The sequence below is a fragment of the Mycobacterium sp. 155 genome (genome assembly GCF_000373905.1).
GTDB lineage: Bacteria > Actinomycetota > Actinomycetes > Mycobacteriales > Mycobacteriaceae > Mycobacterium.
This window is the reverse complement of record NZ_KB892705.1, coordinates 1,491,384-1,503,918: the sequence shown is the minus strand read 5'-3', so window position 1 is coordinate 1,503,918 and position 12,535 is coordinate 1,491,384. Positions and strand designations below refer to the sequence as shown.

Here is a 12,535-nt window from a genome sequence, read left to right as displayed (position 1 = left end):
CGCAGTGCGCCACGATAGGGCAGCTGCCGATAAGCGAATCCAGTTGATGAACAGCGTCTTCCAGTGTCGGTGCGGTCTGCAGGTCTTGGGTGCGGATGCCGTGGATGCGGACCGAGGCCGGTGGCACCGTCCCGGCGATGCCGACCAATCCGTAGACCGCGTCTGCCACGTGGATCCGCCCGGATCGCACCGGGACGGCACCGTAGGAGGCGATCTTGTCGCGGCTAAGATTGAGTCCGGTCGTTTCCAGGTCGACCACCCACAGTTCCTCCTCACGCCAGGACCGAGCGGTGCGGGTGTCAGGGCGCGAGTTCAGGTTGCGTAGCAATCGTTTAAGCACTGGGGCCGCCGGTCAGTCCATGAGCCCATCGGAGGCGATCTTGTCCTGGACCGCGGCGATGACACGAAACGCATCACGCAGGTGGCGGCGCTCCAGGGTGTCCAGGGTCGTCGGGTCGACCGTGGCGTCGATCGGGCGGCCGTCCCGCAGCGCCTGCATCTGATAGTCGATGGAGAGCTGATAGCACAGCGTGAACGCGGTCTTGAGGGACTCGGCGTCGTCGACGTTGAGTAGACCCGCTTGGCGGGCTCGGTCAAGCCGGTCGGTGGTGGACCCGGTCAAGTCACCGGTTTGCAGGGCAAGTGCTTGAGCGAGCGACACGATCGGCCGCATACCAGCCTTTTTGATGTTGAGACGGTTCTTCTGCTCACCGAAATGGTCGGCGACGAACCCGCGAACAAATCCGCGTGGAGGCCGGCTGGCGATGGAAAGCTGTGTCAGGGCGCGGGTGAACTGACCGCGTCCGATAGCCGATGTCAGCGCGGAACGCAGCGGCCAAGTCAGCGCCGCACGGGTCACCGGTCGTGCGTCGAGCATTGTCGACGCCATCAGGAGATTGTCGGCATCATCTGGGTTTTGGCGCCAATGCTCGGCCGCCTGGCGCCATTCGCCCGCCGATCGGTTAAACAGCGGGAAGGATGCGTTCAGGCCTTGCGGGCAGGTTCGCAGACCGCATTCCTCGAGCGCACGCATCACCGGTTCGGTCGCGGCGCTGACCTCGACGCGAGCCGGCAGGGGGCGATCCGACGCCCGCGGAACCCACGCCAACGCGGTATCGACATCAGAGTTGGGTAGCGGTTCACGTCGCCCCACGGAGCCGAGAAGCATCCAGGCGCATTCCAATTCGGGCAGTGGAGCGGTAGTGGCGGTCAATGAGATCGCCTTGATGAAGATGGCTTCGAGCATGGCGGCCAGCAGGGCGCCGAAGTGTTGCGCGGGTACTCCGGTGCCCCAAAGCTCAAGCAGGGTGGGGTTGAGCATGCGCGCGGCGGTGCGCAATTGCGGCAGGTCCGTCGCGGCGCCGGTGGACGTGCGGATGACCAGCGGATGGCGCACCTCGGTGGCAACCATGTCAACGATGCGGGCGACTCCGATCGGGTGCCCGGTGGCACCGTCGACGACGATGAGGTGGTGGATGCCATGTTCGAAGATGAACAGGTAGGCAGCACCGACGGTGCGATCAGCCGGCATGACCAGCGCTGGGAGCGAGGCGATGGTGTCGATGCGGGCGTCGATGGGCACTTCGCCGGTGACCACACGGCGCCGGAAATCGTCGTCGGTCACGATCCCGATGTCGTTGCCGCGCAGGAAGACCGCACACGAGCGGTGGTCGTCGGTCATGCGGCGGGCGACGTCGCGGATGGCGTCGCCGGGCTGACACCAGGTGATGGGGTGCATCACCTCGCCGATGGGGCGTTCCAATTGGCTGAACGTCCCGCCCGAGGAGATCAGCCGGTCTCGTGCAATCTGCGTGCCGTAGTACGAGAACGACAGCCGCTCGGGGTGTTCGAGGTGTTGGCGCGGATCGTCGAGGAGATAGCACAGGGTGTCTTCGGTGGCGCGGACGGTCAGTGGCGGCGGCTGGCCGGAGAACACCGAGATGTGACCGAAGGTGTCGCCGGGTCCCAGGACGTCGACGACGAGTCCGCCGTCTACGATCTCCACCGCGCCGGCTCTAACCACGAACAGTCGATGAAGGGTGGGTGATTTGGCCTCGACGATGGTGGTCCCGGAAGCGAAATACTCGACTTCGACGGTGGCGGCGAGACGTTGCAGGTCGGTGTCTCCGAGACGATCGTAGGGGTCGTGTCCGGCGAGGAAGTCGGTGATGTCCTTCAACGGTCGCTCCGTCCTACCGGGAAATCTGGTGGCACGTCGAACGCGATGATGCCCGCCCCCGCGGCAGGACGGGAAGCGGGCATCATCGTTGCGTCACAGGGGCTCTCAGAGATCGACGGCCAGCGCCTGCTCGACGTCCTTGATCACCTGAGCGCGGATGTCGTCGGACAACGGGCCGCGCGGAGCGCGGCACGGTCCGCCGTAGCCGCCGGCGACATCCTGGGCCAACTTGATGGCCTGGACGAACTGGTGGGTGGTATCCCAGAAGAACGCGGCCTGCAGATGCTTGTACAGCGCACGGCCCTTCTCGACCTGGCCGGTGGTGCCGTACTCGTAGATCTTGGCGCAGTGCTTGGGTATGGCGTTGGAGAACCCGCCAATCCAGCCGACGGCGCCCATCAGCGTCGCTTCGAGCACATTGTCGTCGGCACCGGAGAGAACGTCGATCTGGGGTGCGAGACGCTGAATAGAGGTGATGCGCCGGATGTCGCCGGAGAACTCCTTAACGGCCACCACGTTGTCGATTTCGGCGAGACGTGACAGGAGTTCAGCGGTCAGGTCGACCCGGGTGTCGAACGGGTTGTTGTAGGCAATGACCGGCAGCCCGACCTTCGCCACCTCGCGGTAGTGCGCGATGACCTCATCGTTGTCGGCGCGGTAGGCGTTGGGGGGCAAAGCCAGTACGGCGTGCGCACCGGCGGCCTGAGCCTGTTCGGTCCAGTGGCGCGACTCCGCCGACCCGTAGGCACCCACGCCGGGAATCACGCTGAAACCCTCCGGCGCGGCCTCTACCGCCACCTCGACAACGCGGGCACGTTCCTCAGGCGTGAGGACCTGATACTCGCCGAGTGAGCCATTCGGCGTGATGCCGTCCACGCCGCTGTCTGCGAGGTAGCGAACGTGCTGCTGGAAGCGGTCGTAGTCCACGGACATGTCGTTTTTGAACGGCAGCGTCGAGGCGACAACGATTCCATGCCAGGGCTTCTGAGTCATGAGGGTTCTTTCTGGTGTAGCAGGAGAGAGGTTTGTGCGACTAGCGTATCACCGGTGATCGGTAATATTCTACTTGGTGTAGATCACAGGCGGCGTCAGTGCAGTGTGATCCAGATGGTCTTCAGCTCGCTGTACTGGTCGAACGCTTCCATACCCTTGTCGTGCCCCCCGAAACCGGAGATGCCGAATCCGCCGAACGGGGTGGAGATGTCGCCCTCGCTGAACCCGTTGACGGCGACCGTGCCGGCTCGGACGGCCTTGGCGACTCGCAACGCCGCATTGATGTCGCGAGTCCACACATTGGCGGCCAGGCCGTAGTCGGTGTCGTTGGCCAGGCGGATGGCGTCCTCTTCGGTGTCGAAGCCGACTACGGCCACCACTGGACCGAAGATCTCCTCGCGGACGACAGCCGACTGCGCGGTGACGTCGTCGATGACCGCGGGGGCCACAAAATTGCCACCGGTATCTTCCAGGATCGACTCGCCGCCGTACACCGTGGCCCCGTCGGATTTCGCGCCGTCGATGTAGCGCAGGACGCGCTCCTTGGCGCCGGGTTCGATCAATGGGCCGATCTCGGTCTTCGGATCGCCGGGATCCCCGACGACGCGGGCTTGAGCGAGTGCCACCAGCTTTTCGACGAACTCCGCCTTTATCGAGTTTTGCACCAGGATCCGTGATCCCGCTGAGCAGTTCTGCCCGCCGTTCCAAAACGCTGCACCGGTGAGATCCTCGGCGACGTCGGACAATTCGTCACGCATGTCGGCGAAGACGATTTGTGGGCTCTTGCCGCCCATCTCAAGAGCGACCTGCTTGAGGTTGCTCTCCGCGGCGTACTTGAGGAACAGCCGGCCGACTTCGGTCGAACCGGTGAAGCTGATGACGTCGACGTCCGGATGCAGTCCCAGCGCCTTGCCGGCGACGTGTCCAAGGCCGGGGACGACGTTGAATACACCGGCGGGAATGCCTGCCGCAGTGGCCAGTTCGGCGTAGCGCAGCGCCGAGAGGGGTGAGAGCTCGGCGGGCTTGACGACGATCGAGTTGCCCGCGGCCAGCGCCGGCCCGATCTTCCAGGACAACGTGTTGGAGGGGAAGTTCCAGGGCACCACAATGCCGACGACCCCGGCAGGCTCGCGCACGATCAGGCCGACGTTGTCGGCTCCCGTCGGCGACACCTTGCCGAATACCTTGTCGATCGCCTCCGCGTACCAGCGGATGGTCAGCACGACGTCTGGGATGTCGAGGTCGTTGCAGTCACTGATCGGCTTGCCCGCGTCGATCGAGTCGATCTGGGCGAGCTCGGCGGCGTGGGCTTCGATCAGGTCGGCGAAGCGCAGCAGTACCGCCTTGCGCTCAGCTGGAGCGATCCTGCTCCATGTTCCGGCGTCAAAGGCACGGCGCGCCGCGGAGACTGCGGTATCGACGTCCTCCGCGCTGCACGCGGCGACCTTGTTCAATAGGCCGTTGGTAGCGGGCGAGAGATTGTCGAACGTCGCGTCGTCGGACGCATCGACGAATCGGCCGTCGATGTAGGCGCGGGTTTGTACGGTGTCGGGCAGAGCGCGGATGGTGGACATGTGAGAACTCCGTTCGCGGGGATCAGGTCAGATGTGGGGGAGGGTTGCTCCGGCGGCGGTGGCCGAAAATTCGCGTAACGATGGGATCAGTCGTCGCGTCCGAGGTCGATGCCGATTGCCTTGACGCGGGTGAACTCTTCGATCCCGGCAGCGCCGCCTTCTTTGCCGTAGCCGGACTGGTTGAAGCCGCCGATGGGCAGGTCGGCGGACACGACGAGATGGCTGTTGATCCAGACGTTTCCGAAGTTGAGGCCGTTGACGACACGCAGACCGCGGGCCACGTCGCGCGTCCAGACCGATCCGGCCAGCCCGAATTCGACGGTATTGGCCATGGCGAGAGCCTCGTCTTCGTCGGTGAAGGTCTGAAGGGTCAGCACCGGGCCGAAGATCTCCTGTTGGATCAGGTCGTCGTCCTGTCGCAGGCCGCCGATGAGAGTGGGGGCGACGAAGAAGCCGTCCGCTTCGACGCGTTGACCGCCGAAGAGCACCGTGGCATGCGGTGGGCGCTCCTCGATCAGTCGCACCACCCGATCCCTTTGCTTGGCCGAAATCAACGGTCCCAGAGTGGTCTTCGGGTCGGTTGGATCCCCGAGCGCAACTCGGTCGAGGTGATCGATGAGAGCCTGGGTGAACTCCTCGACGACGTCCGCGTGCACGATCAGCCGGCTGGCCGCCATACATTCCTGGCCGGCGTTGTACAGCGCGGCGGCGACCACATCCTCGGCGGTCTTGACGATGTCGGCATCGTCGAACACGATGACCGGAGCATTGCCCCCGAGTTCGAGGATCGTGCGGTGTGGTCCGCCCGCCGCCGCGCGGGCGATGGCCCGACCGGTGGCGGTGGAGCCCGTGAACGATACGAGGTCGACTCCGGGATGGCCCGCCAGGTACTCGCCGGCGGTAGCGCCGAAGCCATGCACGATGTTCAGCACTCCGGCGGGCAGGACCTCGGAGGCCAGGTGAGCGAACGCGGTCGCGCCCAACGGGGTGTTCTCCGCAGGCTTGATCACCACCGTATTGCCCGCGGCCAACGCGGGTATTATCTTCCAAACCGCCTGCCACAGAGGGTAATTCCACGGCGTGATGCCGGCGACCACACCGACCGGCTCGCGGCGCACGAAGGACGTCTTGCCGGCGACGTACTCGCCACCCGACTGCGCGGTCAGCGACCGTGCGGCACCGGCAAAGTAGTGAATGGCATCCACGATGTCGGGTAGTTCCGCGGTGCTGGCCGCGGTCACCGGCTTGCCGGCATCGAGGACCTCCAGGTCGATGAACCGCTGGAGACTGGCCTCGAAGCGCTGGGCCAGCGTTCGAAGGACTTCCGAGCGCTGGCGCCCCGACAGTGCGGCCCACGCTGGTTGCGCGGCACGCGCCGCGGCCACCGCGTCGTCGACGTCGGCGTTCGACGAGGAGGTGAACGAGGCGACGACCTGCCCATCGGCGGGGTTGAACACCTCCACGGCCTGGTGTCCCGTTGACGGGCGCCAGAGCCCGTCGATGAAGTTCTCGATGGTGAAATCGATTGTCGTGACGGTCATTTCATAGCCCTCTGCGTCGCGTTGTGCTGGTCGGTGGAGACCGCCGTGGGCCTACTTGATGGAGAAAATCGGCGTACCGAGCTTGTCCGTGTCGACGACGATGCCGAGTCCGGGTCCGGACGGCGCCGAGCCGCGGCCGTTACTCGAGCGGGGTGCGTACCCGGCGACATGACCGTCGGTCCAGTCGTTGAAGAACGAGATGTTGAGCAGGCTCTCCGGCCGAGTCGATGCGGCGATGTGGCTGACAGCGGCGGTGATCACGTCGCCACCCCACATGTCCTCGACCGAGACCATCATGTTCAGGTCCTGCATCAGGTCGCGCATCCGGGCGGCCTTGGTCAGCCCGCCGACGCGGCTGATCTTGATGTTGACCGACATGGCGCCGGCGACGGTTTTGGCTTCGAACAGCTCAGTTGCGTTGGTGATGGATTCGTCGAGCACCAATGGAACGCTGCTGTTGCGGTGGGCGATGATGCTGTCCTGGGTTGTGCGACAGGGCTGTTCGACGTAGACGGGAAGATCCTCCATGCCGCGGATCGCGAGCTGCGCGTCGAGGATGTTCCAGCCGCCGTTGGAGTCGGCGATGATGACTGTCTTGCCCTCGCCGGCCTCGGCACACGCACGCGTGCGGGCTACGTCGTCGTCGGGCCGGTTGCCGACCTTGAGTTGAAATCGATTGATGCCGGCCGCGCGGCGAGCTGTGATGAAATCGGCCATGCTCTGCGGGCTGCCCAGCGGCACCGCTTCGTAGATGGGGAAGTCCTCCTGCAACACCCCGCCCAGCAGCGCCGAGATCGGCAGACCGGCCGACTTGCCCAGGAGATCCCAACACGCGATGTCGATCGCACTCTTGGCGTATCCCTGGCCGAGGACGGCCGCGTCCATCGCCCGATTCGCCGCCGAGATGTTCGTCGGGTCAAGGCCGATCAGAGCGGGCAAGATCTCGGCAAGTCCGGCGCGCACCAAGTCTGATGACGTAGGGAGATAGGTGCTGCCGAGTGGAGTGATCTCGCCCCAGCCCTCCAGCCCCTCATCGGTGCGCAATCGGACCAGGGTGCCGACCTGGAACAAGGCCGCGCGGCCGCCGGACATCACGTATTCGCCGTGGGCGTAGTTCAGGCGGTAGTCAAAGACGTCGGCACCGACGACCTTCATGGCAGCTCCTCGTATTCTGAAAGACTAAAATATTACCGGTTACCGGTTACTCTATATGGAGACAGGCCGGCTGCGCCAGCGTCTTGAGCACCGGGTCCTACTTGCGGGTGACCGCGCCGGCGGCGAACGCACACAGCGTCAAGGCAATCGCCGGTAGCAGCAGGGCACCGTTGAGAGAGATATGGTCGGCAAGCCAGCCGATCACGCCCGGACCGGCGAGGACTGCGAGATAGCCACAGCCCACGACCCGCGACAGCGCTTTGCCCGACACGCCCTCGAGATTGCCGGCGGCACTGACGGCCAGCGGCATGCCGCCGGACAGGCCGAGTCCGAGAAGCGCCCAGCCCACGCACGTCAACGCCAGCACTGGCGACGTCATCACGATCGTCAGGCCGACGATGGCGGCCAGCGAGCCCCACCGCACTACCGACACGGCCCCGATCCGCTCGACGACGTGATCGGCGGAGAATCGCCCCACGGTCATGGCGCTGACGAAAGATCCGAGCGCCAGCGCACCGTCCGCCGGCCCAGCCTGAAGGTGGTCCTGCGCGTGCAGGCTGCTCCAATCCATACCCGCGCCCTCCGCGAGCATCAGGATGAAGGCCAGCATGCACAGGACGACGATCCGGCCACGCTGCGCGGGCCGCTCGGTGCTCGTGTCGGTGCGTTCACCGTCGACCGTGTCGATGTCGTGCGCGGGACGGTGACGCAGCAATACCGCTGCGTTACCGACGAGAATCAGCGCGATCGCCGACACGAACACGGCCGTCGTGACAGTGCGGGTTCCGAGTGCGAAGCCGGCCACGGCGATTCCGGCTCCGCAGACGTTGCCCACCGAGTAAACGGCGTGAAACGTCGCCATGATGGAGCGCCGATACTCGCGTTCGACGTCTACCGCCACAGCGTTTATGCCCACTTCGGCGACCCCGGTCGCGGTCCCGAGTGCCACCGCCCCTATCGCCGCGAGCGCCCAAGAGTGTGCGGCGAGCGGTCCGATGAGGGCCACGGCCATGGCTGTCACGCCACACAGAGCCACCGGCACCGAACCGACGCGGTCCACCAGGACACCGCTGAGTTGCATGCCGAGTAATGCGCCGCCGCCGAGCATCAACAGGAGTAAGCCGACCATTGACGCCGATGCACCGGTCGCGGCTTTGATCGCCGGCAGGTGCGCCGCCCACGTCGCGATGACCAGCCCAAACCCGCCGAACAAGCTGAACACGGCTGCCCGCGAACGCGTCCGGTGCCGATGCTGCTGATCAATGGCCGTCATGGGGTCCCTTCGCCTCGGCTGCGCCGGTCAGATGTGCACCGATTTCCACGATGATTGCACCAGCTGGTGATCTGTAATACATTACCGCTTACCCATCACTTTCTTGAATGCGACAGCCGCACTTCGCGTGTCCGTTGGGCTCCGAACGCCTCCTCGAAGGGCAAGTTACCCATGACGATCATGTCCCGCAGGCGTAAGTCAGCTCCGCCGGCACCACACGAATACCAGCAGGCATGGGTCAATTGGTCGCGTCAATCCGCCGCCGTCCCGGCCGTCACCGTACATCCGCGTTCGGAACACGAGGTGGCCGAGTGCGTCCGATACGCGATCGCCAACGGGTTGGCGGTGCGCCCCGTTGGCGCTTCGCACTCATGGTCACCGCTGTGTGCGACGAGCGCGATGCTGATCGACATGACCGGCATCTCCGGCATCGAAGCGGTCGATACAGTGCGCAAGCGCGCGGTGATTCACGCTGGGACGCGGATCTCTGCCGCCGGGCCCGCCCTCTGGGATCACGGACTGTCGCTGATCAACCAGGGAGATATCGACGCTCAGACGATGGTCGGCGCGATCTCCACGGGAACTCACGGCTCGGGTGTGACGATGGGCAATCTGTCTTCGACGGTCCGTCGGGTTCGGCTTGTCGACGGACGGGGCGACATCGTGGAGATCGCCGAGGACCAGCCTGATCTGCTTCGAGCCGCTCAACTCTCCCTCGGCCTGCTCGGCGTCATCACCTCTATCGAGATCGAGGTCACTGACGCGTACTACCTCGAAGAAGAACTGACCTATCCGACCTGGAACGAGCTGGTGTCCGACATGCCCGCCGACCTTGCTGGCAACCACCACTACTCGTTGTGGTGGCTGCCGGCCGACGAGTCCGCGGCCTTGTACAACCTTGCGGTGCCCGACGACCTACCTCTCGCCGACCGCTCTGTCCGGCGGCGCATCAACAAATGTCCAGGGCCGGCTCGCGACACATCCGCGAGTCGGGTGGACCGCAACTACGTCATCCATCCCGGACCCTTTGAGGGCAACTATTTCGAAGCGGAGATCTTCGTCGACGCCGGGCACGCTCTCACTGCGATGACGCGCATCCGCGACATTTGCCGGCATCATCGACCGGAGGAGGTATTCCCTGTACAGCCGCGCTGGGTGAAGGGCGACGACGCCTACTTGTCGCCGGCCTACCGCGCCGATTCCGTCGGCATATCCATCGCTGGCAGTCCCCGCACCGACTTCGACGGCCATCTGAGCGAGGTCACCGCCGCCCTTGATGACATGAATCCCCGAATGCACTGGGGGAAGCTGCATCACCTCGATGCTCAACTGATTCGCGACCGGTACCCCGAGTTGCCGGCGTTCAATGATGCCCGCCGACGGTTGGACCCGCTCGGACTGTTCCTCAACGACTACACCCGCGAGCTGTTCACCTAGTCATCGGCCGGGCCGTCGCAGCCGGTTTATCCACTGAACCCTTATTGGGCGGCTGCGATGTCGGGTTGCCGCAGAACGCGTTAGATAGAATGCTACCGGTTACACATTAGGGTATTGAGCCGGACTGGGAGACGCCGTGCAGGTAGTGGTAATTGGTGCCGGGCCGTCCGGTGCAGTCGTGTCGCACACGCTGGCGTCAGCGGGCATCGACGTCGTGTGCCTGGAGCAGGGGGACTGGCTCAATCCCACCGACTATGCGGCCAATCACCGAATATGGGAGTTGGTCGCGCGGGCTCACTGACCACTAGAGCCGAACGACGAGTTGTTCGTCACAGAGGGGCTGGCGTCAGACATGACACGGTTATCCAGCTTTCAGTCGTATCAGCGACACAAGATAATTCGTCACTGTGACGCAATAGCGTCGATGTAGGGCGCCATCGAAGCGGAGGTCTGAAACAACCCACACCGGATCCTTGCGGCCTGGCAGCCGTCAAAGCTCGCAACGTTTCACCTAACGTCCGAATCATTCATTAAGTGATTGAGACCGAGTGTCGACCGACGGCAAGCACACGACCATGCGTCTGCCACTAGGCCTGACGGCCGAATCGTCAAAGGATGCGGGTCCTTTCATTTAATACAACTCGGCGCAGTTTTAGTACCGATAAGCTACATTATGTCAAGTCAGGTACGCCGTGTTCAATTGCACCCCAATAGCTTTCGCTGTCCGGTCTAGTCGGAGTTCCGCTGCGCCGGCGTACGACGCACATTGACAGAGCCGCTACGGTGTGCCCAAGTCCCACGGATTGATCAGTTCGATGCCGGTGTCGACAAAGTCGCTAATGTTGCGGGTCGCAAGTCCCGCGTTCCAGTTGCGGCAAATTGCGGCGATCTGCCCGTCGGCCATGCTGATCTGGAGCCCGATACGCTCCCGACTGGCGACGATATCTGCGTAGTGGGTTGCGGCCAGCACGTCGAACGGCAGAATCCTGTCGCCGAATTCCTCTGTCAGCAGTCCGTCGACTTTCGCACGTAGCTCCCGTCCGCATCGGCCGTTCGGCAATCGGGCGACGCCATACAACAGCTCAGCCGCCGTCACCGCCGTCAGCATTACGTCGGACGCGTCCAAGCCGTCGAGCCAACCAACGACGCCCAGGTCTGGAGCTTTACGAACAAGCTCCGAGATGACGTTGGTATCCAGGACGATCATTCGTCAAAGACCGCCGCTCGAGGGCGTTCGGCGCGGCTAGGCAGATCAAGGTTCACACCCCCAGTCTCCGAGAAACGCTGCCGAATCCGCGTACCCATCCCCGGACCACCTGCCGGACGCTCCAATACCGTGCGCAAGATCTCCCGCACCTCTGACTCCATCGAGCGTCCGTGCTGTGCAGCACGGACACGCAGCGCAGATTTGAGCTCCTCATCGAAATCACGAATCGTCAAGGTCGCCACCAGTTGCTCCTCGCCTATTGCTGTCACTGCAGTCAATGCTAGCAGTCAATGGCGACATTACGCTCTGGCTGTGCAGCAAACTTCGCCCGCGCGGCCAGATGCGCCTCAAGCAAGTAGCCGAAACGAGGACGGTCGGTTGGTGGGTTGCGAATGCCCATGACTACCCGCGCCTGTCGGGTAAGCCGTCAGATGCGAGGAATACGGCGGAATCGAATGCGGCGGGTTACCAGCAAACTACGCCGTATTGCACTGCGGTCGAACGGTTCTCGCCTATCGCGCAAGGCCGAGGAATGCCATCATCGCTCGCTCGACCTCGACGACTTGCTCCGCTGTCAGCCGCCCGACTCGGGCGTGAACGTTCGACCTTTTGACGGTTGTGAGCTTATCGATCATCACGTCGCTGTCGTGGTCAAGTCCGGATAGCCGGTCGTCTCCGCCGGCTATCCGGATGCGCATCAACGGCGCATCCAACAGCGTGCTGGACATGGGAGCAACAGTTACTGAACTCGTGGCGTCAAAGAGGTCATCCTGAATAATCACCGCGGGACGCGGTTTGGTCGCATAGACGCCTCCCGCTACGGTCCAGATCTCGCCTCTGTTCACTCCTCGTCCCATGGCGTCGATATGGCCTCAGTGAACTCCTGGTCATCGGTTCTTTCGTCCGCTTTGGCGACCAATGAAGCCTGACGATGCGCCTCGGCCGCAAAACTTTGAGTGCGCACGTCAGGCACCCAGACCTGCAGTGGCCGCAAGCCTCGCTCCCGCATCCGCCGTCGGTACTCCCCGACTCTTTCCCTCACCGCCATTCCAATATGTTACATGTAACGCTAAACCTAGGTAGCTGGGTAGACAGAAGGGCCGGGACAGCAACCAAAGCCAAGCTACGGCTCGGCCGTTTCGCCTGAGCTACCTGAAGATGCTCACCAACTCGGCC

At 63.9% G+C, this 12,535-nt stretch carries 12 protein-coding genes and 1 pseudogene; 2 read left to right on the top strand and 11 right to left on the bottom strand.

The features are described from left to right. Positions 1-16: 16 nt before the first annotated feature. The 7 genes and pseudogenes from B133_RS25295 to B133_RS0106935 all read right to left on the bottom strand — a co-directional run. Positions 17-259 (bottom strand): annotated as a pseudogene (locus tag B133_RS25295) (exonuclease domain-containing protein); the annotation flags it as partial. Between the two features lie 93 nt (positions 260-352). After that, positions 353-2,179, bottom strand: coding sequence for a putative nucleotidyltransferase substrate binding domain-containing protein (locus B133_RS0106960; RefSeq protein WP_018600014.1), 1,827 nt, complete (start codon positions 2,177-2,179; stop codon positions 353-355). A gap of 105 nt (positions 2,180-2,284) precedes the next feature. Further along, positions 2,285-3,172 (bottom strand): dihydrodipicolinate synthase family protein, encoded by an 888-nt coding sequence (locus B133_RS0106955; RefSeq protein ID WP_018600013.1) that lies wholly within the window; start codon positions 3,170-3,172, stop codon positions 2,285-2,287. A 95-nt stretch (positions 3,173-3,267) separates the two neighbouring features. After that, the gene (locus B133_RS0106950; RefSeq protein WP_018600012.1) at positions 3,268-4,746 is read right to left on the bottom strand and encodes an aldehyde dehydrogenase; all 1,479 of its coding nucleotides are present in this window, start codon (positions 4,744-4,746) and stop codon (positions 3,268-3,270) included. Positions 4,747-4,832: 86 nt separating this feature from the next. Further along, positions 4,833-6,287, bottom strand: a complete 1,455-nt coding sequence (locus B133_RS0106945) for an aldehyde dehydrogenase family protein (protein WP_018600010.1) — start codon at positions 6,285-6,287, stop codon at positions 4,833-4,835. Between the two features lie 51 nt (positions 6,288-6,338). Continuing rightward, entirely contained in the window at positions 6,339-7,442 is a 1,104-nt protein-coding gene (locus tag B133_RS0106940; RefSeq protein WP_018600009.1) for a mandelate racemase/muconate lactonizing enzyme family protein, read from the bottom strand. 97 nt (positions 7,443-7,539) lie between these two features. Then, positions 7,540-8,715 carry an MFS transporter gene (locus B133_RS0106935; protein WP_018600008.1) on the bottom strand — a complete coding sequence of 392 codons (1,176 nt, stop codon included), beginning with the start codon at positions 8,713-8,715 and terminating at the stop codon, positions 7,540-7,542. A 171-nt stretch (positions 8,716-8,886) separates the two neighbouring features. On the opposite strand from B133_RS0106935, the gene B133_RS22465 reads away from it, so the two are divergent. Beyond that, the gene (locus B133_RS22465; RefSeq protein WP_018600007.1) at positions 8,887-10,152 is read left to right on the top strand and encodes an FAD-binding protein; all 1,266 of its coding nucleotides are present in this window, start codon (positions 8,887-8,889) and stop codon (positions 10,150-10,152) included. 136 nt (positions 10,153-10,288) lie between these two features. Further along, positions 10,289-10,453 (top strand): FAD-dependent monooxygenase, encoded by a 165-nt coding sequence (locus tag B133_RS23590; protein WP_232423268.1) that lies wholly within the window; start codon positions 10,289-10,291, stop codon positions 10,451-10,453. A 477-nt stretch (positions 10,454-10,930) separates the two neighbouring features. Here B133_RS23590 and B133_RS0106920 read toward each other — a convergent pair whose 3' ends face one another. From B133_RS0106920 to B133_RS0106905, 4 genes are all read right to left on the bottom strand, one after another. Further along, positions 10,931-11,359 (bottom strand): type II toxin-antitoxin system VapC family toxin, encoded by a 429-nt coding sequence (locus tag B133_RS0106920; protein WP_018600005.1) that lies wholly within the window; start codon positions 11,357-11,359, stop codon positions 10,931-10,933. Beyond that, complete coding sequence (locus B133_RS0106915) at positions 11,356-11,601, bottom strand: Arc family DNA-binding protein (RefSeq protein WP_026256076.1); 246 nt, start codon at positions 11,599-11,601, stop codon at positions 11,356-11,358. Before B133_RS0106915 ends, B133_RS0106920 begins: the two co-directional genes overlap by 4 nt. Before the next feature lie 270 nt (positions 11,602-11,871). Continuing rightward, positions 11,872-12,204 (bottom strand): type II toxin-antitoxin system PemK/MazF family toxin, encoded by a 333-nt coding sequence (locus B133_RS0106910; RefSeq protein WP_018600003.1) that lies wholly within the window; start codon positions 12,202-12,204, stop codon positions 11,872-11,874. Next, positions 12,201-12,407, bottom strand: a complete 207-nt coding sequence (locus tag B133_RS0106905; protein WP_018600002.1) for an antitoxin MazE-like protein — start codon at positions 12,405-12,407, stop codon at positions 12,201-12,203. Before B133_RS0106905 ends, B133_RS0106910 begins: the two co-directional genes overlap by 4 nt. Between the last annotated feature and the right edge of the window lie 128 nt (positions 12,408-12,535).